At 69.6% G+C, this 25,632-nt stretch carries 23 protein-coding genes, 1 pseudogene and 1 riboswitch; of the genes and pseudogenes, 8 read left to right on the forward strand and 16 right to left on the reverse strand.

What is annotated here, in order from left to right:
• Positions 1-43: 43 nt before the first annotated feature.
• The 6 genes from DXK32_RS21175 to DXK32_RS21200 form a co-directional block, all read right to left on the reverse strand.
• Entirely contained in the window at positions 44-757 is a 714-nt protein-coding gene (locus DXK32_RS21175; RefSeq protein WP_114860311.1) for a DUF6925 family protein, read from the reverse strand.
• Positions 754-1,557, reverse strand: coding sequence for an ABC transporter ATP-binding protein (locus tag DXK32_RS21180; RefSeq protein ID WP_114860312.1), 804 nt, complete (start codon positions 1,555-1,557; stop codon positions 754-756). The genes DXK32_RS21175 and DXK32_RS21180 overlap by 4 nt, the downstream gene beginning before the upstream one ends.
• On the reverse strand, positions 1,557-2,576 hold the full coding sequence (locus DXK32_RS21185) for a FecCD family ABC transporter permease (protein WP_114860313.1): 1,020 nt from the start codon (positions 2,574-2,576) through the stop codon (positions 1,557-1,559). The genes DXK32_RS21180 and DXK32_RS21185 overlap by 1 nt, the downstream gene beginning before the upstream one ends.
• Positions 2,573-3,433 (reverse strand): ABC transporter substrate-binding protein, encoded by an 861-nt coding sequence (locus DXK32_RS21190; protein WP_114860314.1) that lies wholly within the window; start codon positions 3,431-3,433, stop codon positions 2,573-2,575. Before DXK32_RS21190 ends, DXK32_RS21185 begins: the two co-directional genes overlap by 4 nt.
• Positions 3,430-5,355, reverse strand: coding sequence for a TonB-dependent receptor plug domain-containing protein (locus tag DXK32_RS21195; protein WP_114860315.1), 1,926 nt, complete (start codon positions 5,353-5,355; stop codon positions 3,430-3,432). Before DXK32_RS21195 ends, DXK32_RS21190 begins: the two co-directional genes overlap by 4 nt.
• A 116-nt stretch (positions 5,356-5,471) precedes the next feature.
• A riboswitch (cobalamin riboswitch) is annotated at positions 5,472-5,691 on the reverse strand.
• 54 nt (positions 5,692-5,745) lie between these two features.
• Positions 5,746-6,204 (reverse strand): hypothetical protein, encoded by a 459-nt coding sequence (locus DXK32_RS21200; protein WP_114860316.1) that lies wholly within the window; start codon positions 6,202-6,204, stop codon positions 5,746-5,748.
• Positions 6,205-6,861: 657 nt separating this feature from the next.
• On the opposite strand from DXK32_RS21200, the gene DXK32_RS21205 reads away from it, so the two are divergent.
• Positions 6,862-7,908 (forward strand): TerC family protein, encoded by a 1,047-nt coding sequence (locus tag DXK32_RS21205; protein WP_114860317.1) that lies wholly within the window; start codon positions 6,862-6,864, stop codon positions 7,906-7,908.
• Between the two features lie 41 nt (positions 7,909-7,949).
• Here DXK32_RS21205 and DXK32_RS21210 read toward each other — a convergent pair whose 3' ends face one another.
• Entirely contained in the window at positions 7,950-8,909 is a 960-nt protein-coding gene (locus DXK32_RS21210; protein ID WP_114860318.1) for a LysR family transcriptional regulator, read from the reverse strand.
• Positions 8,910-9,026: 117 nt separating this feature from the next.
• On the opposite strand from DXK32_RS21210, the gene DXK32_RS21215 reads away from it, so the two are divergent.
• Together DXK32_RS21215 and DXK32_RS21220 are read left to right on the forward strand one after the other, a co-directional pair.
• Positions 9,027-9,668 carry a DsbA family protein gene (locus DXK32_RS21215; protein ID WP_114860319.1) on the forward strand — a complete coding sequence of 214 codons (642 nt, stop codon included), beginning with the start codon at positions 9,027-9,029 and terminating at the stop codon, positions 9,666-9,668.
• Positions 9,669-9,771: 103 nt separating this feature from the next.
• A complete protein-coding gene (locus DXK32_RS21220) occupies positions 9,772-10,677 on the forward strand; it encodes an MBL fold metallo-hydrolase (protein ID WP_114860320.1) in 906 nt (301 codons plus the stop codon).
• 63 nt (positions 10,678-10,740) lie between these two features.
• Here DXK32_RS21220 and ptsP read toward each other — a convergent pair whose 3' ends face one another.
• From ptsP to DXK32_RS21260, 8 genes are all read right to left on the reverse strand, one after another.
• A complete protein-coding gene (ptsP, locus tag DXK32_RS21225; protein ID WP_114860321.1) occupies positions 10,741-12,513 on the reverse strand; it encodes a phosphoenolpyruvate--protein phosphotransferase in 1,773 nt (590 codons plus the stop codon).
• On the reverse strand, positions 12,503-12,844 hold the full coding sequence (locus tag DXK32_RS21230; protein ID WP_114860322.1) for an HPr family phosphocarrier protein: 342 nt from the start codon (positions 12,842-12,844) through the stop codon (positions 12,503-12,505). Before DXK32_RS21230 ends, ptsP begins: the two co-directional genes overlap by 11 nt.
• Before the next feature lie 4 nt (positions 12,845-12,848).
• On the reverse strand, positions 12,849-13,250 hold the full coding sequence (locus tag DXK32_RS21235) for a PTS sugar transporter subunit IIA (protein ID WP_114860323.1): 402 nt from the start codon (positions 13,248-13,250) through the stop codon (positions 12,849-12,851).
• Positions 13,251-13,352: 102 nt separating this feature from the next.
• Entirely contained in the window at positions 13,353-14,288 is a 936-nt protein-coding gene (gene rapZ / locus DXK32_RS21240) for an RNase adapter RapZ (protein WP_114860324.1), read from the reverse strand.
• Positions 14,285-14,776, reverse strand: coding sequence for an HPr kinase/phosphorylase (locus tag DXK32_RS21245; RefSeq protein ID WP_114860325.1), 492 nt, complete (start codon positions 14,774-14,776; stop codon positions 14,285-14,287). The genes rapZ and DXK32_RS21245 overlap by 4 nt, the downstream gene beginning before the upstream one ends.
• A gap of 130 nt (positions 14,777-14,906) precedes the next feature.
• The gene (locus tag DXK32_RS21250; protein WP_114860326.1) at positions 14,907-15,392 is read right to left on the reverse strand and encodes a hypothetical protein; all 486 of its coding nucleotides are present in this window, start codon (positions 15,390-15,392) and stop codon (positions 14,907-14,909) included.
• Between the two features lie 166 nt (positions 15,393-15,558).
• Positions 15,559-17,319, reverse strand: coding sequence for a stimulus-sensing domain-containing protein (locus DXK32_RS21255; RefSeq protein WP_114860327.1), 1,761 nt, complete (start codon positions 17,317-17,319; stop codon positions 15,559-15,561).
• A complete protein-coding gene (locus DXK32_RS21260; RefSeq protein ID WP_109071470.1) occupies positions 17,291-17,986 on the reverse strand; it encodes a response regulator transcription factor in 696 nt (231 codons plus the stop codon). Before DXK32_RS21260 ends, DXK32_RS21255 begins: the two co-directional genes overlap by 29 nt.
• Positions 17,987-18,383: 397 nt before the next feature.
• Between DXK32_RS21260 and DXK32_RS21270 the strand changes: the two genes are divergently transcribed.
• The 5 genes and pseudogenes from DXK32_RS21270 to DXK32_RS32745 all read left to right on the forward strand — a co-directional run bounded on the left by DXK32_RS21270 (position 18,384) and on the right by DXK32_RS32745 (position 23,731).
• On the forward strand, positions 18,384-19,187 hold the full coding sequence (locus DXK32_RS21270; RefSeq protein WP_114860328.1) for a HugZ family protein: 804 nt from the start codon (positions 18,384-18,386) through the stop codon (positions 19,185-19,187).
• A 326-nt stretch (positions 19,188-19,513) separates the two neighbouring features.
• A pseudogene (locus DXK32_RS21275) lies at positions 19,514-21,346 on the forward strand (phosphoenolpyruvate carboxykinase (GTP)); the annotation flags it as partial.
• 279 nt (positions 21,347-21,625) lie between these two features.
• Positions 21,626-22,486 carry a flagellar motor stator protein MotA gene (motA, locus tag DXK32_RS21280; protein ID WP_035682389.1) on the forward strand — a complete coding sequence of 287 codons (861 nt, stop codon included), beginning with the start codon at positions 21,626-21,628 and terminating at the stop codon, positions 22,484-22,486.
• 14 nt (positions 22,487-22,500) lie between these two features.
• On the forward strand, positions 22,501-23,493 hold the full coding sequence (locus DXK32_RS21285; RefSeq protein ID WP_114860330.1) for a GNAT family N-acetyltransferase: 993 nt from the start codon (positions 22,501-22,503) through the stop codon (positions 23,491-23,493).
• A 64-nt stretch (positions 23,494-23,557) separates the two neighbouring features.
• Entirely contained in the window at positions 23,558-23,731 is a 174-nt protein-coding gene (locus DXK32_RS32745) for a hypothetical protein (protein ID WP_205215787.1), read from the forward strand.
• A gap of 12 nt (positions 23,732-23,743) precedes the next feature.
• Here the strand turns inward: DXK32_RS32745 and DXK32_RS21290 are convergent, their stop codons facing one another.
• Positions 23,744-25,084, reverse strand: coding sequence for a peptidoglycan DD-metalloendopeptidase family protein (locus DXK32_RS21290; RefSeq protein WP_114860337.1), 1,341 nt, complete (start codon positions 25,082-25,084; stop codon positions 23,744-23,746).
• Positions 25,085-25,632 lie beyond the last annotated feature (548 nt).

Consider the following 25,632-nt stretch of genomic DNA (forward strand, 5'->3'; position numbering starts at 1 on the left):
TCCCCCTGCGAGAGCGGGGGGAGGTTGGGAGGGGGGCAGGGCCTCAGTGCCCCAACCCTTCCCACGCGGCGAAGGACTCCGCCGGCGGCGACAGGTACAGGCTGGGCACCCAGCCGTCCGGAATCGGCACGGTCGCCGCGTGGGTCCGGTTGTGGGCCAGCAGCTTCGGCAGGACATGGGTGTGCGGACCCTCCGGGCTGCGGCCGTCGGGCGGCGGGATCGGCTGGCTGACCTCGATCCGGCCGAAGGGGCCGATGAAGACGCGGTCGGGGCTGAGCGCCGGCAGGTCGGGCGGCAAGGGGTTGCCCGGCGCCAGAAGTTCCGTCCCGACCACCGCGCGCAGGCGGGCGATGGTGGCGGGGTCGGCGCTGCGCACGCAGACGTCGGTCTGGAAGACGCCGAGCCCGAGGTCGAACAACAGGGCGTCGCGGTCCGCCCCGGCGATGGCCTCGCGGTCGGGACCCAGCTCGGTCACCACGCGGCGGCGGTTCATGGCGCCGACGTGGCGGGGCAGGCAGAGGGCAACGGCGAGGGCGCCGCTGCGCGTCCGGTAAGGCACCGGGCGGATGGCCGGCGTGGGGCGCAGGCGCAACCCGCCGCGGGCGGTCCGCGCCTCCAGCTCCGCGCCGTCGTCGCGCAGGGTGACGGGTTCGTCCGGGTCGCGGATGAACTCCGCGATGGCGCCGAAGGCGCCGAGGCTCCAGCCGGTGGCCGGGTCGTTCAGCGCGTCGCGCAGCAGGGACGTCAGGTCGCTCATCGGATGGTCTCCGTGTCGGAACTCGGGGATGGCAGGGCGTGCCAGGGAAGCAGGAAGGGCTCGCCGCCGGCCGCGCCGCGGTGGACGGCGATGCCGTAGGCGGCGCGCAGATTCTCATCAGTCAGCACTTGGCCGGGCGGCCCGTCGGCCAGCACACCGCCGTCCGACAGCAGGATCAGCCGGTCGCAGAAGCGGGCGGCCAGGGTCAGGTCGTGCAGCACCGCCACCACGCCGCTGCCCCGGCGGGCGGTGTCGCGCAGCAGCGCCATGCAGGCGAGCTGGTGGCCGGGGTCGAGCGCGGCGACCGGCTCGTCGGCCAGCAGGACGGGCGCCTCGGTCGCCAGGGCGCGGGCGAGCAGGACGCGCATCCGCTCGCCCCCCGACAGGGTGCCGACGATCCGCCCGCGCAGATGGGCGGCGTCGGCGGTGGCGAGCGCCCGCTCCACCGCCGCGCGGTCCGCCGCGGTGATCCCGCCGAGCGGGCCGCGGTGGGGCAGGCGGCCCAGCATCACCAGCGCCTCGGCGCGCAACGGCCAATGCACCGGGCCGCTCTGCGGCAGGTAGGCGACGGCGCGGGCGAGCGCCCGCCGCCCGGTCTGCGCGGCGGTTTGTCCGTCGAAGGTGACGCGGCCCGCCGCCGGCTCGGCGAGGCCGGCGAGGAGGCGCAGCAGGGTGGTCTTGCCGGCGCCGTTCGGGCCGATCAGCCCGGTGAAGGCGCCGGGCTCGATGGTGAGATTGATACCCGTCAGGATGGTGCGCCCGCCGGCTTTGGCAGACAGGGCGTGGGTTTCGATGCGCATCACGCCTCCTCCCGCCGCAGCCGGGCGATCAGGACGATCAGGAAGGGCGCCCCGATCAGGGCGGTGACCACCCCCAGCTTCAGTTCCGGCCGCGTCGGCAGCAGCCGGACGGCGATGTCGGCGGTCAGGGTCAGGCACGCTCCGGCGAGGCCCGCCAGCAGCAGCAGCCGTCCGGGCCGCGCCCCGGCCAGCGGGCGCATCAGGTGCGGCGCCACCAGCCCGACGAACCCCACGGCGCCGGTGACCGACACCGCGCTGCCCACCGCCAGCGCCGCCCCGGCGATCAGCCGGACGCGCAGCCCGGTGAGGTCGAAGCCCAGGCTGCGCGCCGCGTCCTCCCCCAGGGTCAGCGCGTCGAGCGCGCGGGCGCCGGACAGGCAGAGCGCCCAGCCCGCCAGCATCGGCGGCAGGACGAGCCAGAGCTGGTCGGTGCCGCGGTCGGCCAGCGACCCCATCAGCCAGAACACGATCTCCAGCGCCGCGTAGGGGTTGGGGGCGAGGTTGAGGGCCAGCGCGGTCAGCGACCCGGCGAGGCTGTTGATGGCGATGCCGCCGATGACCAGCGTGGCCGTTCCGGCCCCCCGCGCCGCCATCAGGTTCAGCAGCACCGCCGCAACGGCGGCCCCGGCCATGCCGCCCAGCGGCAGGGCCAGCGACAGCGCGGCGGACAGGCCGCTGTAGAAGACGATCACCGCGCCCAGCGCCGCGGCGCTCGACACGCCGACCAGCCCCGGCTCGGCCAGCGGGTTGCGCAGCCAGCCCTGCATCGCCGCCCCGGTCAGCCCCAGGCTGAAGCCGACCAGCAGGCCGAGCAGGGCGCGCGGCAGGCGCAGCTCGGCCAGCACCAGCGCGCCCAGGGTGGGGCGCCCGGCGAGCCAATCGGACAGGGCGGCGCCCAGGTCGAACGGCACATAGCCGACCGCCGCCGACACCGCGCAGAGCGCCAGCGCCAGAAGGGTCAGCCCGGCGACCAGGGCGGAGTAGGGAATGCGGGACTCCCAAGTCGCGGCAGCCGTCATGGCGCGGCCTCCCGCGCGGCGGCCAGCCGTTCCGCGGCCTCGGCGATCTGCGGGCCGGGGCAGGTCCACAGGCGGGAGGGCAGCGACACGGTGCGGACCTGACGTTTTAAGGCCTTCAGGGCCGGATGCAGCAGCAGGGCGCCGGCCAGCGACGGCGGCGCGTCGGGTGCGGCGTCGACGATCAGCAGGTCCGCGCCGCCCAGAATGATGGCCTCCAGCGGCAGGGCGCCCTGGCTGCCCAGCGGCAGGCGGTCGGCCATGTTCTCCAAACCGGCGCGGCTCAGGAGGTCGTCGACCAGCGACCCGGACCCGGCGACGAAACCGTTGGGGCGCAGCACCACCGCGGTCGGGCGCGGACCCGGCGCCGCAGGGGGCAGGGCGTCGAGGCGGGAGAGCAGGTCGGCGACCAGTTCCTCCCCCCGGTCCGGCTCGCCGACGGCGCGGGCGAGGCCGCGGATCTGCTCCGCCACCCCCGCCACGCTCTGCGGGACGTCCAGCTCCAGCAGCGGCGCGTCCAGCCGCGTCAGCAGCCCGACCGCGACCCGCGTGGTGTAGCGCCCGGCGACGATCAGGTCGGGGTTGAGCGGCAGGATCTCCTCCGCCGTCCCGTAATTGATCGGCACCCGCGCCGCCGGCGCCGCGACGGTGGAAGCGCGGGGATCGCGCGCCAGCCACGTCACCGCGGCGAGGCGCTCCGGCCCGACGAGCCGCAACAGCAGCTCGTCGGCGCAGAGATTCAGGGAGACGATGCGCTGCGGTTTGCCGGGGGGCGTGGCGGGCGGCGCCTCCCACGCCGCCGCCGGCCCCCCCGCGATCAGCAGGAGGGCGGCAGCCAGCCCGAGACAGGTGGGCCTCACAGCGACAGCCGCAGCCCGAGATACCCGGCCCGGCCCGGCGCGCCGTAGGTCCAAACCTCCTGGTACCGGCGGTCGAACAGGTTTTCCACGCGCCCGAAGAGTTCGACCCCCTCGGACAGCGCGTAGGACCCGGCCATGTTGACCAGCGTGTAAGGGGCGAGATTCACGACCTGCCGGTTGTAGAAGGGGTCGTAGGCCCAGTCGCTGGACCGCCCGTTGTAGACGACGCCGAGGTTGGCGTTCGCCCGGTCCTCCAGGAAGCGGTAATTGGCGGTCAGGCTGGCGAGCTGCTTGGGCCGGCGCACCAGCTCCGCCCCCGTGGAATCCTCGCCGTCGGTCCAGGTGTAGGAGCCGCGGACGGTCAGCCGGTCGATGGGCTCCACCGACAGGCCAAGCTCGAAGCCGCGGATGTGGGACTCGCCCGGCATGTTGACGGAGGTCCGCCCGGTGCCGGTGATGAGGTCGCGGATGCGCTGGTCGAACCATGTGCCGTCCACGAAGGCCCGCGTGCCCCACAGCGCCTGATCGAAGCCGGCGTCCCAGCCGCGCGCCCGTTCCGGCTTCAGGTTCGGGTTGCCGGCGTAGGTGGCGGTGTAGCCGTACAGCTCGAACAGGGTCGGATTCTTGACGCCGGTGCCGTAGGAGGCGCGCAGCTTCGTCCCGCTCTCTTCGATGAGGTAGGCCGCCGTGGTGCGCCATGTGGTGGCGTCGCGGAACAGGTCGTTCGCGTCGTGGCGGACGCTGCCGGTCAGGGTCAGCCGGTCGAACAGCCCCAGCTTGTACTGACCCACCAGCCCGGTGGAACCGATGGAGCGGTCGAAGTTGGAGAAGGCGCTGCGGCTGATCGCCTTGTCCTCCTCATGCTCCACGGCGGCGGTCAGCACATGGTCGGCGGGACCGCTCTTCAGCGTCAGGTTGGTCTGGTAGTCGGCCTTGGTCTTGCGCCCGTCGTAGCGGCTGGTCACCGTCTTGGCGGTGTCGCGGTAGTCGCGCTGCTGGCGGCCATGGGTCAGGCCGGCGATGTGCTCCCACTGTCCGTCGAGAAGGGTGATCTTGCCCTGGAGGCGCCCGAAATACTGCTCCCCGGCGGTGCTGGTCCCGTCATCGACGGCGCCGCGCCCGCCGACGAAGCCGTCGGTGTCGGTGCGGAAGCGGGTGTAGCGGCCGGTCACCGCGATCTCGCTGCGCTCGGTCGGGCGGACGGCGGCGTTTCCGGTCAGCGTGCCGTTGCGGTAGCCGTCCTTCTCCGGGTTGCCGAGCCGCTTGTCGGCGACCGACACCCCGTCGCTGGTGACGCCCTGGCCGCTGAGGAACAGGTCGTAACGGTCGGTCCCGGTGCCGAAGGAGGCCCGCCCGGCGGCGGTGCCGAAGGACCCGCCCTCGACGGCGGCGTGGAACCGGGGGGCGCCGGCGCCGCGGCGGGTCACGATGTTGACGACGCCGCCGACCGCGTCGGAGCCGTAAAGCGCGCTCTGCGGGCCGCGCAGCACCTCGACGCGCTCCACGTCGCCGGCCAGCAGGTTGGCGAAATCGTACTCGGAGCCGGACGCCGGGTCGTTGACCTCAATCCCGTCGATCAGGACCAGCGTCTGGTTGCCCTCCGACCCGCGGATGCGGAGCTGGGTCAGGGTGCCCATCGGGCCGGTGCGGTTGACCGCGACGCCGGGCACCGTGCGGAGCGCGTCGGACAGCAGCTGGGTCTGGCGCTGCTCCAGTTCCTCGCGGGTGATGACGGTCAGGGCGCTGCCGGTTTCCTCGGCGGCGGTGGGGACGCGGTTGGCGGTCACCGAGACCGGCGGAAGCGTCGTGATGGTGGTGTCGGCGAAGGCCGACGTGGGGAGGGCCGACACGGGAAGGGCAAGGCTTCCCAGAAGGGCGGCGAAGGACGCCGTCCGGTGAAGGCGGGGAACGCGGACACTCATTGAGACCTCGGGCGGGACGCCGGTGGCACGTCACCGCGAACGAAGCCCCACCGGACGTTCCGCGAACGGACTCCCGGTTCGACGACCTTCGGTGCACCCCGCCCGAACGTGTTCGCGTGTGACCACGACTGACGGCAGGTCTCCTGGCTCGCGGGTTATCGTCGGCCCATCGCCTTCCCAGGATCGCGATCCCAGTGGCATTCCGATGGACGACTCGCCGCTTACAGTTGCGGGGGCAGCCCCGGCGTAGAACCCTTCGCACGGTCAATCGCCGCGGGGTCCGCACCGTGTTCCCATTTTCAGCCCTTTCGGGCAACCGTCGGGTGCGAAGCTACGCGGGCGGAACGGCTGCGGTCAAGCCGCAATCCGCCCGTCCTCGCCCGACCGGTGTCAGAGCGTGGTTCTCGGCCCGACCGCGGACCCATCCGGCATGGGCGGCACCATCTCCTTGCAATTACCGACGCAATAGGTCTGCGCTTCGATCCGGCCGCCGCAGGATTTGTAGCAATCGTTGTAATCGGAGGAGCAGGTGAGCTCGCTGTAGCAGCTGGGGTTCCGGTCGAAATCGCTGAACGTCTTGATCTTCTTCTTGTCCGCATCCTTGGGCAAGGAACGGAGATAGGCCTGATATTCGCCCTGGGCGCGGGTCGTTGCCTCGGCCCGGCAGGTCTGAACGGCCAGCTCCTTTGCGGATTGGCAGATTGTCTGCGCCTGCTTACACTGGGCGACACAGAGCTTTCCCGCCTCGCTGACGGGTGGAAAATAGCTTGCGACTGTCTCGAAACGCGGGCCGCAACCGGCCAATCCGGCCGCCAGAAGGCAGCCGAGCAAAATGGAACGCCGCATCATTGTGGGTGTCCTGCCGTGAATTACCGTCAATCGCTACGAACAACCCACCGGTGCGGAATCATCCATGGGCGATGCGGAATTCGCAAAGGCGGCTCGCAGCTGGAGCGCTGGCAACCCAGGGGCGATCAACTGGTTGGCGCGATTGCTTGCGATCATCGCGCCGATCATGGTCCGGAAAGGACGCGCCCCCCTCTTGTCGCCGCGCGGGGGCCTGACTACATGACGGGTGAGGTCCGGGCCCCTCTGGCAGCGTCGCCCGGCGCTGTGATGTCGGACTTCCCATAGAGCCGTCGCCTTGGCGCGGCCTTGCGGAAGCTGGCCCTGTTTTTCCCCCTGGGTCCCGCTCTCTACAAGGTCCACCGCCGGACGACGGTCCCCGACGGGCCTTTGGGAGATACCGGCATGGACCGCAGCGAACCAACATCCTGACCGACCGCCACGCCTCCACGACGAAGGATGGGGGCGGGTGTTCCGACGCGCCGCGGCTGTGCCGCCGCGCGCGTCTTTGCGTTGGCCGCAAACCCGCGGCCGCGTTTCCAGTCCGGGCCCCTCTGGCCGATGCGTCCCGCCGTGGCGCCTCGGTGATGTCGGACTGCTCATGTGACGATCGACGTCTCCGCTTGCGGGAGCGGAGTGCATGAAGCAAGGGACAGTTCCATGGATCAGATCGTTTTAATGTGGGCCGGCTTCGCCGCTTTCGTCGGCGTGCTTCTGGCCTTTGATCTTGGCCTATTCTCCAAGAAATCCCATGTGATCTCCGGCCGCGAGGCGCTGTTGCGCTGCGCGGCCTATTCCACGCTGGCGATGATTTTCGCGGCTGGCGTCTTTCATTTTCAAGGCTCGCAGAAGGGGCTGGAGTTCCTGACCGGCTACCTGATCGAATACAGCCTGAGCGTCGACAACATCTTTGTCATCGCGCTGATCTTCACGCATTTCGCGGTGCCGCCGCAGTACCAGCACCGGGTGCTGTTCTGGGGCATCCTGGGCGCGCTGGTGATGCGCGGCGTGCTGATCGTGGCGGGCACGGCGCTGATCCAGGAATTCCACTGGATCATCTACATCTTCGGCGCCTTCCTGATCTTCAGCGGCATCAAGATGCTGATGTCGGTGGACGACGAGCCGGACATGGAGAACAACCGGATCGTCAAGTTCGTCCGCTCCCGCTTCCGCATGACCGACGGCTACGAGGGGCAGAAGTTCTTCGTGATGCGCGATGGCGTGCGGATGATGACGCCGCTGTTCCTTGTGCTGATCCTGATCGAGTTCACCGATCTGGTCTTCGCCGTGGACTCCATCCCGGCGGTCTTCTCGGTGACCACCGACCCGTTCATCGTCTGGACCTCCAACGTCTTCGCCATCCTGGGTCTGCGCGCCCTCTACTTCGCGCTGGCCTCGATCATCCACCGCTTCCATTACCTGAAATACGGCCTGTCGCTGGTTCTGGTGGTGGTCGGCGCCAAGATGCTGATGATCGACATCTACAAGATGCCGACGGCGGTGGCGCTGGGCATCACGGCCGTCCTGGTCGGCGGTTCCATCGTCTTCTCGATGCTGAAGACCCGCGCCGATGCGGCTCCGGAAGCCGCGGACGGCGAGGCCCGCCGCTGGTGGGTGCCCGGCAGCCCGGCCAAGGGTGCCGGCGCTTCCACCGCGGCCTCCTCCGGCGATGCGGCCGCGGTGCCCTCGGACGGCAAGGGTCAGTAAAACGCTCTGCGTGAGGATGAGCCCGGTCCGGTGGATCGGGCTCATTCCGTCGAGGACGAGGCCGGTTCCGGTCGGTCCGCCGGACGCCGCGCCGCGATGGATTGGCGACTCGGCCAGTTGCGCTTGTCGCTCAGCATGTCGACGAAGGCTTTGACCTTCAGCGGGCGGAACCGGGTGGCCGGATACACGGCGTGGATGCCCCCCGACGGCAGGCTCCAGCCCGGCAGAAGCGGAATCAAGCGGCCCGCCGCGATCTCCTCGGCCACCAGGAATTCGGGCAGGACGGCAAAGCCGCCGCCCGCCTGCACCGCGGCCAGAGCTGCCGGCGTGGCATTGACGCTCACGGTCGGCTGAACCCGCAGGGTCCGCTCCTCCTCGCCGCGCCGGAACGTCCACAGGCCGGGGTCCTTGAGCGACAGGTTGGCGATGAACGGCCAAGCCAGGAGATCGTCGGGAGCGGCGGACGGATGCCGGTCCGCAAGGGCCGGATCAGCGACGGCGAGCTGCCGGAACGTGTCGATGCGGCGCGCCAAAGCGCTGGTATCGTCGAGCCAGCCGACGCGGATGGCCAGATCGAACTGCTGGCCGATCAGATCGAGCTTCGCGTCGGTGATCACCAGTTCGACGCGGCATTTCGGATGGCGGCGGGTGAAGGCGGCGGCCACCGGCGCCACAATGAAGGAGCCGAAGTCGTTCGGCGCGGTGATCCTCAGGGTCCCGCGCGGTTCCAGCGCCGCGTCGGACAGTTCGGCGAAGGCTTCGTCCGCCTCTTTCAGGATCGCCAGACAGCGGGTGTGAAGAGCCCGGCCGGCTTCGGTCAACTGCACGCTGCGGGTGGTGCGCGTCAGCAGGCCCACCCCGACATCCGCTTCGAGCCGGGCTACCTGCTGGCTGACCACGGTTTTGCTCACGCCCAGCCGTTCGGCGGCGCGGGTGAAGGATCCCGTGTCCACGACGGCGGCGAAATAGGCCAGCCGGTTCAGATTGATGGGTTCGGCCATGGTCGGATGCGGTCACGATTGTTTGCTGAAAACGCACGGTCTTTATCGTTTGTCGCTGTTTTTCGATCAATCGCGTTTTTGTACAACGGAAGCCGACGCTGATTCCGGAGGGTTGCGATGGTCGAGGTCCGCTATCTGTTCGATCCGCTCTGCGGCTGGTGCTATGGCGCCGCGCCGATGCTCGATCGGCTGCGCGCCGATCCCGGCATTGACCTGACCCTGATGCCGACCGGCCTGTTCGCCGGCGACGGCGCGCGGGCCATGGACCCCGGCTTCGCCGCCTACGCCTGGGCCAACGACCAGCGGATCGCCGCGCTGACCGGCCTTCCCTTCACCGAGGCTTATCGCGCCCGCGTGCTGGACGGCGCCGCGCGGTTCGACTCCGGTCCGTCCACGCTGGCGCTGACCGCCGTGCGGATGATCGAGCCGCAGCGCGAGATCGACGCGCTCAAGGCCATCCAGCGCGCCCGCTATGTCGACGGCGTCGACACGTCCGACGTCGAGGCGGTGGGCGCCATCCTCGCCTCCGAGGGGCTGGCAGAGGCCGCCGAGTTGCTCGCCGGGCAGGGCACGGCGCTGGCGGGGGCCTGCCGCGCGCGGATCGCGGCGGCCACTGCCGACATGCAGCGTTTTGGGCTGCGCGGCGTGCCCGCGCTGCTGGCCGGCAACGGGGAACGTTGGCGGTCCATCCGCTCGGATGCCCTGTTCGGCGACACCGGGCTTCTCATCCGTACGCTCAAGGCCGCGGCCTCGGCCTGACGAGCGGCCTGTCCTTTTCCACGACGTCCCGTTCGGCGGCGGGCCATGGGCCCGCTGCGAGGGAACGCCCATGCCTGCACACCAACACTGAGGAACGATCCCCATGCTGACCAGACGGACCTTCGTGACGACCACCCTGGCGCTTGGCGCGGCCACGCTCGCCGCCCCCGCGGCCGCGGCCGCGGCCGCGGCCGGTGGCGGCGCGCTGAACTGGCAACATGTCCCGGCGGGGCCGAACGGCTTCTTCCGGGCGCCGCTGCTCCTCACCGGCCCGTCGGAGGCGCTGCTGATCGACGGCGGCTTCACTTATGCGGACGGGCGGGCCATGGTCGAGACCGTCCGGGCGAGCGGAAAACGGCTGACGGCCATCTACATCAGCCAGTCCGATCCCGACTATTATTTCAGCCTGAAGCCGCTGCGCGAGACGTTCCCCGATACCAAGGTGATCGCCGCCTCGGCGACCATCGCGGCGATCAAGGGCAACGTCGCCAAGAAGCTGGAGGTCTGGGGGCCGCGGCTGAAGGAGAACGGGCCGCAGGCGCTGGCCGACATCATCCTGCCGGACGTGTTCGACGGCCCGGCGCTGACGGTGGACGGCCAGAGCGTCGAGATCGTCTCCGCCGACGGGCTGGCCAACCGGCGCTACCTGTGGGTGCCGTCGCTGGGCGCGGTGGTCGGCGGGGTCCTGGTGTTCTCCGGCGTCCATGTCTGGACCGCCGACACGCCGACGGCGGAAAGCCGCGCGGCCTGGATCGCCAACCTCGACCGGATGGCGGCGCGGCAGCCGGCGATCGTGGTTCCCGGCCACATGGCGCCGGACGCCGCCACCGACTCCTCCGGCATCGCCTTCACCAAGCGGTATCTGCTCGCCTTCGAGGAGGAACTGCCGAAGGCCGCCGATTCCGCGGCGCTGAAGGCGGCCATGGAGGCGCGTTTCCCCGGCCTCGGCATGGGCGTCGCGCTCGACATCGGGGCCAAGGTCGCCAAGGGCGAGATGAAATGGGGTTGACGGGTCCGAGGCGGCCGTCGTGACGGCCGGCCACCTCGGACCCGTCAACCTCGGCCGTCCGTCTCAGCCCACGGCGTTGAAGTCGTCGAGCAGGGCGGCGATGCGCCCGCTGTCGCTCTGGTCCATGATGACGCGGGCGCGGCGGGTCGCCTCCTGAAGGTCGAGCTTGCGGATGCGCCGCTTCACCAAGGGGATGGCCGGCGGCACCATCGACAGGTCGCGCACGCCGAGCCCGAGCAGAAGCGCCGTGTAGCGCGAATCGCCGGCGATCTCGCCGCAGATCGACACCGGAATGCGGGCGCGCAGCGCCGCCTCGATGGTGAACTGGATCAGGCGCAGCACCGCCGGGTGCAGCGGGTCGTAGAGCGAGGCGACCTGCTCGTCGCCGCGGTCGATGGCCAGCGTGTACTGGGTCAGGTCGTTGGTGCCGATGGAGAAGAAGTCGGCGGCGTAGGCCAGCGCGTCGGCGGACAGCGCCGCGCCCGGCACCTCCACCATCACGCCCACCGGCGGCAGCGGGTCGGCGATGGGCACGCCGCGGCGGCGCAGGCGGCGGGCCACCTGTCCCATCATCTCGCGCACGCGCTGCACCTCGGCGACCGAGCAGATCATCGGCAGCAGGATGCGCAGCGGCCCGTGGACGCCGGCCCGCAGCATGGCGGCGAGTTGCGTCTCCAGCAGCTTCGGCTCGCGCAGGCCCAGCCGGACGGCGCGCAGGCCGAGCGCCGGGTTCGCCGGCTCGCCGTAGCGGCCGGCCATCCAGCCGGCCAGCTTCTCCCCGCCGACATCCATGGTGCGGGCGGTGACGGTGCGGCCGCCCATGCCTTCCACGATGGAGCGCAGGACGGTGTACTGCTCGTCCTCGTCCGGGAGCTGGTCGCGGTTCATGAACAGGAACTCGGTGCGCAGCAGCCCGATCCCCTGCGCCCCGTTCTCCAGCGCGTGGTCGAGGTCGCGCGGCAGTTCCAGGTTGGCCTGGAGCGTCACCGCGGTGTTGTCGCGGGTGACCGCCGGCAGCTTGCGCAGGCCCTTCAACTGCTCGCGCTCGCGCTCGCGCTCGGCGCGGCGTTGCCGGTAGTCCTCCAGCACCTCGGGGCTGGGGTCGATGATGACGCGCCCCTGCACCCCGTCCACGATGACCGTGATCCCGTTCTTCAGCCCGGCCAGCAGCCCGCCGACGCCCAGCACCGCCGGAATGCCCAGCGAGCGCGCCATGATGGCGGTGTGCCCCTCGGCGCCGCCGAGCACGGTGGCGAAGCCGGCGACGCGGCGCGGGTCGAGCAGGGCGGTGTCCGCCGGGGTCAGCTCCTCGGCCAGGATCACCGCGCCGGGATTCAGCATGGAGAAGGCCTGATACTCGTGCCGCATCAGGTTGCGGATCAGCCGCCGTCCCACCTCGCGCACGTCGGCGATGCGGCCGGCGAGGTAGCTGTCCTCCATGCTCGCGAAGGTCTGGGCGATGGTGGCGATTTCCGCCTGGACCGCGGCCTCGGCGTTGACCAGCTCCTGCTGGATGCGGCGCTCGACGCCGCGCGTCAGGCGCGAGTTGGTGACCATCGCCAGATGGGCGTCGAGAAGGAAGCCGATCTCCTCCGACGCGGAACCGGGCAGCGTCAGCGCCTTGGCCTTCAGCTTGCGGATCTGGCGGCGTGCCTTGCCGCAGGCGTCGGCGAAACGCGCGGCCTCGGCCTCCACCTGGTCGGCGGCGAGCGTGTATTCGGGAACGCGGACGGCGCCGCTCTCCACCACGTGGGCCGGGCCGATGGCAATGCCGGGCGAAACGCCCAGCCCGCGCAACGACCGCCCCTGGCCGGCGGCCGGAACGTCAGTCTTCATCGAACTTGCGGGTGATCAGATCCACGAGGGCGGTCATGGCCTCCTCGGCCTCGCGGCCGTAGGCGTACAGCTCCACCGAGGTGCCGGGGCCGGCGGCCAGCATCATCAGGCCCATGATGGATTCGCCCGACACCTGCGTCTCGCCGCGCCGCACCTCGATTTCGGCATCGAAGGTGGCGACCAGCTTGACGAACTTCGCCGCCGCGCGGGCGTGCAGGCCGCGCTGGTTGCTGATGGTGACGGTCTGGCAGATTTCGGGATTCCTCTCCGGAGCCGGTCCGTCGATGCCAGGGGCGCCTTGCGCGGGCGCCTTCTCGTCTGGAGAACTCATCGGGTCACCCGTCCGACAGCAGCGAGGATGCGACGTTGATGTATTTCTGACCGGCCTCGCGCGCGGCGGTCACCGCGTGGGTCAGGGTTTCCTGGCGGCGCACGCTGGCCAGCTTGATCAGCATCGGCAGGTTCACCCCGGCGATCACCTCGACCTTTGCCTTGTCCATGATGGAGATGGCGAGGTTGGACGGGGTTCCGCCGAACATGTCGGTCAGCACGACGACGCCGGACCCGTCGTCCACGTCGGCCACGGAGTTCAGAATGTCCTGACGGCGCTGCTCCATGTCGTCGTCTGGGCCGATGCACACGGCCCGCACCTGCTGCTGCTCACCCACCACATGCTCCAGCGCGGCAATGAACTCCGCCGCGAGGCGCCCGTGGGTTACCAGAACCATACCGATCATGGGACATCCTTCAATTCTGGAGCCTCCCCCGAAGCCACATTCTTATTGCGGCACTTATGAACGATCCCTTATCCGGATCGATTCACCCCATCCCTTCGGCTGTCAGCCGGCCCGCGGGGCCTGGCGTTCCAGCTCCCGGTGGCTGACCCCGACCTTCAACCCCAGCCCGCCCAGCCACGCGGCCAGCCGTTCCGCGACGAACACGGAGCGGTGCTTGCCGCCGGTGCAGCCGACCGCGATGGTCAGGTAGCTCTTGCCCTCCTGGTTGTAGCGCGGCAGAAGCGGCTGCAACAGGTCCGTCAGATGACGGAAGAATTCGGCGAAATCCGGGTCGTCCTCCACCCGCGCCGCCACGCGGGGGTCCAGGCCGGTCAGCGGTCGCAGTTCCGGATCATAATGGGGATTCGTCAGGAAGCGTACGTCGAACACGAGGTCCGCCTCGCGAGGCAACCCCATCCGGAAGGAAAAGGAGGTGACGAAGACCTGGAGCGCCGCCTGGGTGCCGATCTGGAAATTGCCGGCCAGGATGCGGCGCAGGTCGTGGATCGACAGTTGCGTGGTGTCGATGGTCACGTCGGCCTGCCGCTTGAGCGGCAGCAGCATGGCGCGTTCCAGCTGGATGCCGTCGGGCACCGGGCGGTCGATGGCCAGCGGGTGGCGGCGGCGCGTCTCGGTGAAGCGGCGCTGCAACGTCTCGTCCCCGCAGTCGAGGAAGACCAGCCGCACCTTCAGCTCCGCATGGGCCTTCAGCGCCTCGACCTCCTCCAGCATGGCGTGGGCGGAGAAGTCGCGGGTGCGGCTGTCGATGACCAGGGCCAGCGGGCGACGGCGCGGGTCGGCCTGCTCCAGAAGCGCCGGGACCAGCGAGAGGCGCAGGTTGTCCACCGCCTCGTAGCCCAGATCCTCCAGCGCCTTCAGGGCGACGGACATGCCGGCCCCGGACATGCCGGTGACGAGCACGAGCTGTCCGCCCTGGCTGGCGGGTTGGCCCGCGGGCTGGTTCGTCGGCTGGTCTTGCACGGTCGGACGGTCGGTCATGGCAGGTTCGGTACCTTTCCCAGCGAACCGCTCCGCGCGGCGGCGGCGGCCAGTTTCAGCTTGGCCGGTGCCGAGGCGTCGAAGGGGCAGAGGGCGAGGCGTGGCACGGCGCGGTCGAGAAGGTCGATGGTGTCCTCTTCGGGCAGGCGCTCCACGGCGTCGCGCGGCACGAGATCGACGACCAGGGCGATTTCCGCCTGGGTGGCGGCGGGGACGGGCATGATGCCGACGCCCCGCACCTCCAGCAGTCCGGCCAGCGCCGCCGGCGCCGTCGCCATCACCCTGCCGTCATCCACGCGCAGCTCCACACGGTCGTCGGCAACCAACAGCGCCCCCGCGTCGATCATCCTCAGGGCGAGATCGGACTTGCCGCTGCCCGACGGCCCCCGCAGCAGCACGCCGACGGGCGCTTCGCCCCGGTTGCCGCCCTTTTTCTGCCCGCCATCCCATGGGCCGACCAGGACGCAGGTGCCGTGAATCGTTGCCATGATCCCGCGAAGGTGAGGCGTGCCGCCGGTTCTGTCAATGGGATGCCGAAAATGCATCCTTTTCCCGCCCGGTCCGCCTCGAAAGCGCCGACGCGACGGCCATGGCCCACCGCCCGCGCCCCCGCCTCCCTCAATTCGGCCGGTCGCACCCCGCGGTCAGGCCCAGGCCCGGACCGAGGCACGGACCGCCGGGACGGGCCGCGCGGCGGATGTCCAGCAACTCGCTGGTCAGGGCGTCGCGCCGCCGGATCATCTCGTCCAGATCCTCCAGCTCCGCGGCCTCCTGGCAGGCGGTGCGGAAATCCTTCTCGCGCGCCAGCCGGGTCAGCAGATGGCTGTAGCTGTCGGCGATGGTCGCCAGATGCCGCTGGGCGCCCTGGAGCGCCTGCGCCAGTTGCGTCCGCTCGTCGGCCGACTCCCGCATCATCCGGGCCAGCTCGCCCTGCTGGTCGCTGGCCTCGCGGATCAGGCGGGCCAGCCGGTAGCGGCGGAAATCGATGACGTTGACCGGTGCCGGGGGAAGCGAAGCCGGGGCGGCTTCGTCGGTCTGGCGGGGGGCGGTCGGCTTGAGGTCGGACTTGGCGTCTGACTTTGCGTCTGACGTGGCGTCTGGCATGGCCCCTCTTCCGGTTGGTGACGTCCGGTTGTCGACAGGCCAGCCGTCGCAGGCGCGGGAATGACCGGAATCGAGCATCCGCCGCACCCACGACTTTGTCCATACGTCTTTTCTCAAATTGCAACTATGCCGCATCCACCATGTGGAAATCCGTCCTGGACACCCGTCACAGGCGGGGCAGACGCACGGTGAAGACGGCGCCGACCGTCTCCCCGTCCGGGCCGAGACGGTTGTCGGCCCGGATGGCGCCGCCGTGGGCCTCCACGATCTGCTTGGAGATCGACAGGCCGAGCCCGGAATGGGTGCCGAACTTCTCGCCGGCCGGCCGCTCGGTGTAGAAGCGCTCGAAGATCGCCTCCTCCTTGCCCTCCGGGATGCCGGGGCCGTCGTCGCTGACCGTCACCTCGACCGCGCCGTCCGGGGTGCGCCGGGCGGCCAGCCGGACCTGCCCGCCGGGCGGCGAGAAGGACAGGGCGTTGGCGATCAGGTTCTGGAAGACCTGGGTCAGCCGCCCCTCCAGCCCCTTGACGGTCAGCGACCCGCCCCGCGGCGGCTCGATGACGACGCTCGGCGGGGCGTCCGTTCCGCCGCCGTCCTCCTCGTCCTCCTCGACGGTGGTGCGGTGGATGTCGGCGAGCGTGCGGAGCATGGCGCCGATGTCCACCGGCTCCAGCGCGGCGCGCGACAGCTCGGCGTCCAGGCGCGAGGCGTTGGAGATGTCGCTGATCAGCCGGTCCAGCCGCTGCACGTCGTCGGCGATGATCGCCATCAGCTTGTCGCGGCGGGCCGGGTCCTGGATGCGGCTGACCGTCTCCACCGCGCTGCGCAGCGAGGTCAGCGGATTCTTGATCTCGTGGGCGACGTCGGCGGCGAAGCGTTCGATGGCGTCCATGCGCGCCCACAGCGCCGCCGTCATGTCGCGCAGCACGCCGGACAGCTCCCCGATCTCGTCGCCGCGGCGGGTGAAGTCGGGAATCTCGGTGTGGCGCCCATGGCCGGTGCGCAGCCGGTCGGCGGCCTGGGCCAGCTTGCGGATGGGCCGGGCGATGGTGCCGGCCAGATAGAGCGACAGCAGGACCGTGACCAGAAGCGCCACCGCGAAGACGCGCAGGATGTCGGTGCGCACCGAGCGGATGGCCTCGTCGATCACCGTGCCGCTGCGCGACAGCAGCACCGCCCCCAGCACCTCCTTGTAGCGCTGGACCGGGACGGCGACCGTCAGCAGCAGGTTGGAGCGGGCGATGGGCGAGGCCAGCCGCCACACCGTCGCGCTGTTCTCGCCGGCCAGCGCGCGCTCCACGTTGGGCGGCGGGGCGGCCGATTCGGCGGCGTGGCCCGGCGGCTCGCGGTAGAGCGGCAGGTTCTCCCGGCTCGGCACCACGTCGATGAAGCGGGCGTAGAACTCGTTGACCGCGCGGGACGCCGGGTCGCCGGCGGGCGGCAGCGGCAGCTCCTGGATCTCGATCTTGCCGGGGGAGCCGGTCAGCACGCGGCTGTCCGAGAGCAGCCGCCCGTCCGGGCCGTAGAGCCGGGTGTGCGTCTCCGTCGCCAGGGCCAGCCGGCGGATCATCTGGCGCCCCAGCTCCGGCGATAGCTCGTAGCTTTCCTGGCCCTGCTCCGGCTCCTCGGCGGCCCGCTGCACGGCCCCCTCGCCGAGCGCCGATGCGAAGATGCGGGCCTCCGTCTCCAGAGCGTCCAGCTCCGCCTGGACCAGCCGGTCCTGGTAGCGGCCGAGATAGAGCAGGGCGCCGACCAGAAGCAGCAGCGCCAGCACGTTGACGGCGAGAATCCGCAGGGTCAGCGGCGAGGGCACGCCGCGCACCCGGCGCCGGGACGCGGCGCGCGGCGCGGCGCCGGGCTTGACGGGTGGGGAAGGGGCGTGGTCCGGCGCGCGGACCTCACTCCCGGTATCGGTAACCGACGCCATAGAGCGTTTCGATCTGCGCAAAGTCGGAATCAATGGCCTTGAACTTCTTGCGGAGCCGTTTGATGTGGCTGTCGATGGTGCGGTCGTCGACATAGACGTTCTCGCCATAGGCGGCGTCCATGAGCTGGTCGCGGCTCTTCACGTGGCCGGGTCGCTGGGCCAGCGCCTTGACCAGCAGGAACTCCGTCACCGTCAGGTCGATCGGCTGGCCCTTCCAGGTGCAGGAATGGCGGGCGCCGTCCATGACCAGCGGGCCGCGGGTGAGCAGCGCGCCGGGTTCCGGCGCGGTCTTGTCGCGGGTCGCCGCCTCGCGCCGCAGCAGGGTGCGGATGCGCTCGACCAGCAGGCGCTGCGAGAAGGGCTTCTTGATGTAGTCGTCGGCGCCCATGCGCAGACCCATCAGCTCGTCCACCTCGTCGTCCTTGCTGGTCAGGAAGATGACCGGCAGGTGGCTGGTCTGGCGCAGGCGCTGCAACAGCTCCATCCCGTCCATGCGCGGCATCTTGATGTCCAGCACGGCGAGATCGGGTGGGCGCTGGGTCAGGCCGCGCAGCGCTTCGGCGCCGTCGGTGTAGGTGCGCACCTCGAACCCCTCCGCTTCCAGCGCCATGGCAACGGAGGTCAGGATGTTCCGGTCGTCGTCCACCAACGCTACGGTGTGAGACATGTCGTTCGCGTTCCCAATCGCACGCCCCGCTTTCGGCAACCGAGGGTATCGGCGGCCGGCGTCCGCGGCCAATTCCAGCGGATGACCGGCCCGTCACGGTCGCTTACTACGGAAGAATGGTTTCGTCTTATTTCGAAATGCGGGCTTTTCTTATGCTCCACGATGCCCATGAGGCGGCGCAAAGGCATGAAAAGCCAACTTTTCGCTTTTCCCAAGCTATTTGTCTGGGCCAATATGGCACCAATGCGGCGCCGGGGAAACGGTGCTGCGCGGGAGAACGCATTCGTTTCAGGGCATGAGTTCCGACGAGTCCCCCATCCGTCCGACCCCAGCGGGGCCGGGCGCCGCGGCGTCATCGGACGTTGGCGGCCGAACGGGAGGCGCCGCAAGGCGCCTGATGCGTGGTGCCGGGCTCGCGGCGCTGTCCACCGTCCTGCGCGGGGACGACGGTCAGGCCGGCGACCAGCAGACTGGCCGGGGTGGGTGGCCCTATCCCTCGCTGGTCCAGGTGGCCTTCGACCTCGACGGCACGCCTCTTCTCCTGCTCTCCACCCTTGCCGACCACACGAAGAACATCGCGCGGGACCCGCGCGTCGGCCTGCTGTTCGACGGAACGGCGGGGCTGGCGGAACCGCTGTCCGGGCCGCGGCTGTCCGTTCTCGGGCGGGCCGAGCGCTCGGAGGAGCCGCGCCACCGCGCCCGCTTCCTGGCGCGCCATCCCGGCGCCGCGCTCTACGCCGGTTTCGCCGATTTCAGCGTCTACGCCGTGTCGGTGGAGCGCGCCCATCTGGTGGCCGGCTTCGGCCGGGTGCGCTGGCTCGACCGCGCCGACCTGCTGCTGCCCGGCGTCCCCGCGGCGCTGGCAGAGGCCGAGGGCGCCATCCTGGCCCACATGAACGCCGACCACGCCGACGCCTTGCGCCTCTACGCCAGGGTTCTCGCCGGACGAACCGCCGATGGCGCCGAACCGTGGACGATGACCGGGATCGACCCCGACGGTTGCGACCTGCGCCGCAGCGGCGAAATGGCGCGGGTTGATTTCGATCACAGCGTGGAAAACCCCGAAGACGCTAGGGTCACTCTCGCCGGGCTCGCCCGGCAGGCCCGCCAGAGCGCGTCCGGCAGTGCGCCCGGCGCGGCGGATGACCCAGCGGATGACCCGGTGGATTCGCCGGTGGAATCGAAGGATCGTGACGGCTGACCACGACGCCGCGGCAAGTGGCGCGCGAAAAAGAGCAACCAGGAGAAAACGTCAGTGGACCATAACGGACCGACCCGTTGCCGTTTTGGGTTTGTGGCCCTGGGGCCACCCCTCTGTTGCCAATCAGGACATCGGGCGCGCCCGGGGGGCGCGTCGGGATGACCGCCGTCCGGCCTGCGGGCCGGGCTGCGGTGGTTTGAGCCGGCGGAACGACACCGCCACCGAACGAGGACGGCTTCGATAAGGGCCGAAAAGGCCAGCCGTCCGGACCTCCGGGCGCCAGTCCCCGACTTCCAAGGGGGCGGCGAACCCGGAGACGAGTTGAGAGGCAAAGGATGACCGGAACAACGCGCACGCGGAACAAGAAGCTCCTGGCCTGGGTCGAGGAGATCGCGAACAAGTGCAAGCCCGAGCGGGTGCACTGGTGTGACGGATCGCAGGAGGAATACGACCGCCTGTGCGCCGAGATGGTGGAGTCGGGCACCTTCATCAAGCTGAACGAGGCCAAGCGCCCGAACTCCTACCTCTGCCGTTCCGATCCGGGCGACGTCGCCCGCGTCGAGGACCGGACCTTCATCTGCTCCGAGCGCAAGGAGGATGCCGGCCCGACCAACAACTGGGTCGCCCCGGCGGAGATGAAGGCGAAGCTGGACGGCCTGTTCGAGGGCTGCATGCGGGGCCGCACCATGTATGTGGTGCCCTTCAGCATGGGGCCGCTGGGCTCCGACATCGCCCACATCGGCGTGCAGATCTCCGACAGCCCGTACGTCGCGGTGAACATGCGCATGATGACCCGCATGGGCCAGAAGGTGCTGGACATCCTGGGCGACGGCGACTTCGTGCCCTGCCTGCACTCCATCGGCGCGCCGCTGGAACCCGGCCAGCCGGACGTGGCGTGGCCGTGCAACGCCGATCACAAGTACATCGTCCATTTCCCGGCCGATCACTCGATCGTCTCCTTCGGCTCGGGCTACGGCGGCAACGCCCTGCTCGGCAAGAAGTGCTTCGCGCTGCGCATCGCCTCCTCGATGGGCCGCGAGCAGGGCTGGCTGGCCGAGCACATGCTGATCCTCGGCGTGGAAAGCCCGGAGGGCGAGAAGACCTACGTCGCCGCCGCCTTCCCGTCGGCCTGCGGCAAGACCAACTTCGCCATGCTGGTTCCCCCGGCCCAGTTCGAAGGTTGGAAGGTCCGCACCATCGGTGACGACATCGCCTGGGTGAAGCCGCAGCCGGACGGCACGCTGCGCGCCATCAACCCGGAGGCCGGTTTCTTCGGCGTGGCGCCGGGCACCAGCATCAAGTCGAACCCGAACGCCCTGAAGACGCTGAACGCCAACGTCATCTTCACCAACGTCGCGCTGACCGACGACGGCGACGTGTGGTGGGAGGGGCTGACCGACGAGACGCCGGCCCACCTCATCGACTGGCAGGGCAACGACTGGACCCCGGCGTCGGGCCGTCCCGCCGCGCACCCGAACTCGCGCTTCACCGCCCCGGCGGCGCAGTGCCCGTCGATCGATCCGGCCTGGGAGGACCCGGCGGGCGTTCCGATCTCCGCCTTCATCTTCGGCGGCCGCCTGTCCAAGACCTTCCCGCTGGTGTTCGAGGCCTACAACTGGCGCGAGGGCGTCTACTGGGCGGCGACCATGGGCTCGGAGGCGACCGCCGCCGCCGTGGGCCAGGCCGCCATCCGCCGCGACCCCTTCGCCATGCTGCCCTTCTGCGGCTACAACATGGCCGACTACTGGAACCATTGGCTGGCGATGGAAGGCAAGGTGGAGAACCTGCCGCGCATCTACCGCGTCAACTGGTTCCGCAAGGACGAGAACGGCAAGTTCGTCTGGCCGGGCTTCGGCGACAACATGCGCGTCCTGCGCTGGATCGTCGACCGCGTGCGCGGCCGGGCGGTGGACGCGGCGGAGAGCCCGTTCGGCTACATGCCGCGCTACCAGGACCTGAACTGGGCCGGCCTGGACTTCGCCGAAGACAAGTTCCGCAAGATCATGGACATCGACCGGAAGGAAGCCGAGGCCGAGGCCAAGGACCAGGAGGAGCTGTTCAACCGCTTCGGCAGCCACCTGCCGGATGAGATCGAGCAGCAGCGCGTGGCGCTCCTCAAGCGTCTGGAGGAGGCTCCGGACACCTGGCGGATCGGCTGATCGGGCCGGCGCCGGTTCGTCCGAGCGTGTGAAGAGGGACCGCCCACGGGCGGTCCCTTTTCGTTTCCGTGAGTGGCTGTGGCGGGGTGCTTTTCGGGTACTCCTTTCGTGACACGATCCTTTGTCACGGCTAGGATCGCGTCCGACGCCGGGTGATTTACAAAAACTCAAGGGATTGCTGCGTCACTGGGCCGGCAGAACGCAAGCACCCCCGCCTGACCGGCTTTCCGCGGAGCGGACCGGCCAAGGCACGGAAAATGACGCTGGAGGACGGAAGACATGTTCGTGATGATCGGCTTCGGCGTCGTGGTGTTCAGCGTCTTCGGGGGCTACGTCCTGGGTGGCGGCCACCTGGGCGTGCTGTGGATGCCCTTCGAGTTCATGATCATCCTGGGCTCGGCCGCCGGCGCGTTCCTGATCGGCAACCCAAAAGCGGTGGTCACACACACAGGCAAGGAACTCGGCCACCTCTTCAAAGGGCCAAAATACAAGAAAGACGATTTCCTCGAACTTCTCACCATGATGTATCAGGTCTTCAAGATCGCGAAGACCAAGGGGCTGCTCGCCCTCGAACAGCACATCGAGAAACCCGAGGACTCACCACTCTTCCAGCAGTTTCCAAAATTCTACGGCGACCATCACGCCATATCCTTCCTCTGTACCTATCTGCGCCTGATGTCACTCGGGGCCGACAACCCGCACGAGCTGGTCGACCTGATGGACGAGGACATCGAGACCATGCATCACGAGCACCAGCGGATCGCCGACGCCATCCAGGCGGTGGCCGACGCCGTGCCGGCGCTGGGCATCGTGGCGGCGGTGCTGGGCGTGATTCACACCATGGGATCGATCACGGAACCGCCGGAGGTTCTGGGCAAGCTGATCGGCGGCGCGCTGGTCGGCACCTTCACCGGCATTCTCGTCGCCTACGGCTTCCTGGCGCCGATCGCCAGCGGCCTGAAAAACATCTACCACGCCGAAGGGAAATACTATCAGGCGATGAAGATCGGCCTGATCGCCCATTTGTCCGGCTACGCCCCGGCCATCTCGGTGGAATATTCGCGAAACGTGCTGGAGCCGGAATACCGGCCGAGCTTCGCGCAGTTGGAAGAGGCCACCTCGGCCCTGCCGCCCGCCTGACGTCGGACCTGCCCATGCCGTCTCCAAGCAGCTCCGAAGGCGCCGTCACCATCCTGTGGAACGAGGGGACGGTGGGCGAATGGGCGGCGCTCTTCGCCCGCGTTCCCCGCTCCACCCTGCCGCAGTGCTTCGCCTACGCCGGCGCCATGGGACGCACCCACGGCTTCGTGCCGCGGCTCGGCCTGATCCGGCGGGACGGTGCGCCCATCGGGATCGTGCAACTTCTGGAGCGGCGCGCGCTGCGCCTGTTCCATCAGCGCCAGATCCACCGCGGCCCGCTGTGGCTCGACGGGGTCGAGCCGGAGCTGGCGACCCAGGAAGCGGTCTTCCGGCTGCTGCGCCGGGCCTGCCCCGACAACCCGCTGAACCGCGCCAGCCTGCTTCCCGAACTGGCCGCCGGCCCGGAGGCCGAGGCCATGCTGAGCCGCTGCGGCTTCCGCCGCTTCGGCCCCGGCTACCGCACGGTCTGGCTCGACCTGTCGCTCGGCGAGGAGGCGTTGCGCGCGGCGATGGCCCGCGACTGGCGGCAGCGGCTGAAGGGCGCGGAGAAGGCCGGTCTGGTGATCGATCTGGACTGGGAGGCCAAGAACCTGCCCTGGCTGATGAAGCAGGAGCATGAGCAGGCCCTGAGCAAGCAGTTCCGCCCGATGACCGGCGCGCTGGCCGTGCGCATCCGCAACGGGTTGCTGAAAGGCGGCGGGAAGGGCGACGGGGTGCTTATGGCCGCCGCCCTAGAGGATCGTTCGAAGGCCGCCGCTCCGGCGGCGAGCGCGCTCTTCTACATCCATGGCGGCTCGGCCACCTATCAGATCGGCTGGTCCAGCGAGTCGGGGCGCAAGAGCGGCGCGATTCGGCTGGTTCTGTGGCGGGCGGCCCTGGCGCTGAAGGCGCGCGGCGTGGGCTGGCTCGACCTCGGCGGCATCAACCCGGACAGCGCGCCGGGCGTCACGGAGTTCAAGCTGGGGACCGGCGGCCAGGCGGTGGAGAGCGCCGGCCTGTTTCGTTAGTGAGCGGACCGTTGAAAGACGGCGCCGACTGTCTCATCCTGGTTGCGAGCAGAAGGAGCACGCCATGGCCGACGACGACATGAAACCGGAAGAGGCGCAACTGGCCATCGCCAAGGCGACCCAGATGAAGCCGCAGGTTCAGGCGATGCGCGACCGTCTGCGCAAGATGGCGGACGATGAGGAGAAGGGCGCCCAGATCCTCGCCAGCGCCATCCGCCGCTTTCTTCATCAGGAGTAGGAGGGCGCCGCCTCAGCAGGTGGTCGCCTTGGTGCAACCCTTGTCCTCGTGCGGGCCCGGGGTGCGGGCGAGCTGCAGGCCGCTGCGCGCTTGCTCGAAGGTTTTCTCCAGCGACCGCACCGTCTGTTCGAAGGCTTGTAGTTCGCGGCCCTCCAGCTTGTCGCCGGTGGGCAGGTCGATGCTCTTCGGGTTGATCTGCTGGCCGCCCTTCAGCACCTCGTAGTGCAGGTGCGGGCCGGTGGACCGGCCGGTGGTGCCGACATAGCCGATGACGTCGCCCTGGTCGACGCGGGCGCCGCGGCGTGTGCTTTTGGCGATCCGGCTCAGATGGGCGTAGGCCGTGGCGATCTGGGTGTTGTGGCGGATGCGGATGTAGTTGCCGTAGGCGCCGTTCGGCCCGACCTCCTCGACCACGCCGCCGCCCGCGGCGTAGATCGGCGTGCCGGTCGGCGCGCCGAAATCCATGCCCTTGTGCATCTTGCTGAAGCCGAGGATCGGGTGGTGGCGCATGCCGAAGCCCGAGGTGATCCGCGCCCCGTCGATCGGCGTGCGCAGCAGGGCGCGGCGGATGCTCTCGCCGTCGCGGTTGTAGTAGTCGATGCGGCCGTCCCGGCTCTTGTGCCGGTAGATCGGGTATTCCTTGCCGCTCAGCACCAGCGCGGCGTAGAGCACGTCGCCTTCGCCGGCGTTCTTGCCGTCGGCGGTGACCAGCCGCTCATACAGGACCTCGAATTGGTCGCCCGGCTGGAGGTCGCGCTGGAAGTCCACGTCATAGGAATAGTCGCGGATCAGCGCCATCATCACCGACACCGGCACGCCGGCGGCGTTGCCCGCTTCGAACAGGCTCGACCGGATCACCGTCTGCGCGGCGATCGGCTGGCGGGTGACGGTCTTCTCCGATTCGCTCGACGTGAATCCGGCGTCACCCTTGCGGGACACCGAGACGGAGCGCACCACGTCCGGAAGGAATTCCAGCCCAACGAATTGCTTGGTGCCGCCGCGGCGCGGCTCGAACAGGACAGTGACCTGCTGGCCGACCTGCAGCTTGCGCGGGTCGTAGATCTTGCGCAGCGCCGCGATCGCGTTGGTCGCCTCGTCCGCCGGGACGTCGGCCCCGGTCAGCATGTCCATCAGCGTATCGCCGCGCCCGACGGACAGGATGTGACGGTGCGCGGACGAGGGTCGCTCGTCGTCGTCACTGGCTTCTTTTGCAGGTTCCTTGGCGACCCGCTCCGGCGGGGCCGTGCGCCCGCCCGCCGCATAGGCAGGCGGTGCGACCGTGTAGGAGAGGAGCCCTGCCAGACCAGCGGCAACCAGGGCGAGCGTGGGAAGGCCACCGAGCCTCGAACGCACCGTCATCCTCCTATTGCTTCCTCACACGTTTCGGACCGTCGTGGTGGCGGGCTGTTCGGCCGCCCAGGGAGCTACCACCTTCTATAGGCGACCATGCGCACCCTTTTTGTCACTGTCAACCCGATAGGGGTATCTGCGTCAATTGGTTGTGCGTGCGCAGGGCCGTCCTTTTCCCCGGCCCTGCGCACCGTCATGGCGGGACGCTCGATCCGGGGAGGGACGGACATACACCGATTCCAGCTTGGTCTACGGTGATAAGTCGCTCCGTGAAGAATTTTTCATGGAAATGCAAAAAGGGCTTGCGTCGTTCGATGGGGTGCGCTTATAAACCGCTCCACCGACGCACCGCCGCTGACAAACGCGGCAGCGACGGATCAAAAAGCGGATGACGATCCACAAAACGGCGCCAAGCACTCGGCGCTGTTTGCTTCGTCTCCGGATTTCTGGTTCATCGGTTTCGGCCCTGGCGGCCCACTCCTTGATGGGGTTGGGTGCGGGGTGTTGCGGTTCTCCTGAGGGCCGCGGGATCTTGGATATCGTTGATACCG

It is taken from the genome of Azospirillum brasilense, from assembly GCF_003349955.1.
Lineage (GTDB): Bacteria > Pseudomonadota > Alphaproteobacteria > Azospirillales > Azospirillaceae > Azospirillum > Azospirillum brasilense_B.

Excerpts from the sequence above, each read along its gene's own strand:
- DXK32_RS21175 (WP_114860311.1), bottom strand. The coding sequence starts at position 757 with ATGAGCGACCTGACGTCCCTGCTGCGCGACGCGCTGAACGACCCGGCC.
- DXK32_RS21180 (WP_114860312.1), bottom strand. The coding sequence starts at position 1,557 with ATGCGCATCGAAACCCACGCCCTGTCTGCCAAAGCCGGCGGGCGCACC.
- DXK32_RS21185 (WP_114860313.1), bottom strand. The coding sequence starts at position 2,576 with ATGACGGCTGCCGCGACTTGGGAGTCCCGCATTCCCTACTCCGCCCTG.
- DXK32_RS21195 (WP_114860315.1), bottom strand. The coding sequence starts at position 5,355 with ATGAGTGTCCGCGTTCCCCGCCTTCACCGGACGGCGTCCTTCGCCGCC.
- DXK32_RS21200 (WP_114860316.1), bottom strand. The coding sequence starts at position 6,204 with ATGATGCGGCGTTCCATTTTGCTCGGCTGCCTTCTGGCGGCCGGATTG.
- DXK32_RS21205 (WP_114860317.1), top strand. The coding sequence starts at position 6,862 with ATGGATCAGATCGTTTTAATGTGGGCCGGCTTCGCCGCTTTCGTCGGC.
- DXK32_RS21210 (WP_114860318.1), bottom strand. The coding sequence starts at position 8,909 with ATGGCCGAACCCATCAATCTGAACCGGCTGGCCTATTTCGCCGCCGTC.
- DXK32_RS21215 (WP_114860319.1), top strand. The coding sequence starts at position 9,027 with ATGGTCGAGGTCCGCTATCTGTTCGATCCGCTCTGCGGCTGGTGCTAT.
- DXK32_RS21220 (WP_114860320.1), top strand. The coding sequence starts at position 9,772 with ATGCTGACCAGACGGACCTTCGTGACGACCACCCTGGCGCTTGGCGCG.
- ptsP (WP_114860321.1), bottom strand. The coding sequence starts at position 12,513 with ATGAAGACTGACGTTCCGGCCGCCGGCCAGGGGCGGTCGTTGCGCGGG.
- DXK32_RS21230 (WP_114860322.1), bottom strand. The coding sequence starts at position 12,844 with ATGAGTTCTCCAGACGAGAAGGCGCCCGCGCAAGGCGCCCCTGGCATC.
- DXK32_RS21235 (WP_114860323.1), bottom strand. The coding sequence starts at position 13,250 with ATGATCGGTATGGTTCTGGTAACCCACGGGCGCCTCGCGGCGGAGTTC.
- rapZ (WP_114860324.1), bottom strand. The coding sequence starts at position 14,288 with ATGACCGACCGTCCGACCGTGCAAGACCAGCCGACGAACCAGCCCGCG.
- DXK32_RS21245 (WP_114860325.1), bottom strand. The coding sequence starts at position 14,776 with ATGGCAACGATTCACGGCACCTGCGTCCTGGTCGGCCCATGGGATGGC.
- DXK32_RS21250 (WP_114860326.1), bottom strand. The coding sequence starts at position 15,392 with ATGCCAGACGCCACGTCAGACGCAAAGTCAGACGCCAAGTCCGACCTC.
- DXK32_RS21255 (WP_114860327.1), bottom strand. The coding sequence starts at position 17,319 with ATGGCGTCGGTTACCGATACCGGGAGTGAGGTCCGCGCGCCGGACCAC.
- DXK32_RS21260 (WP_109071470.1), bottom strand. The coding sequence starts at position 17,986 with ATGTCTCACACCGTAGCGTTGGTGGACGACGACCGGAACATCCTGACC.
- DXK32_RS21270 (WP_114860328.1), top strand. The coding sequence starts at position 18,384 with ATGCGTGGTGCCGGGCTCGCGGCGCTGTCCACCGTCCTGCGCGGGGAC.
- motA (WP_035682389.1), top strand. The coding sequence starts at position 21,626 with ATGTTCGTGATGATCGGCTTCGGCGTCGTGGTGTTCAGCGTCTTCGGG.
- DXK32_RS21285 (WP_114860330.1), top strand. The coding sequence starts at position 22,501 with ATGCCGTCTCCAAGCAGCTCCGAAGGCGCCGTCACCATCCTGTGGAAC.
- DXK32_RS32745 (WP_205215787.1), top strand. The coding sequence starts at position 23,558 with ATGGCCGACGACGACATGAAACCGGAAGAGGCGCAACTGGCCATCGCC.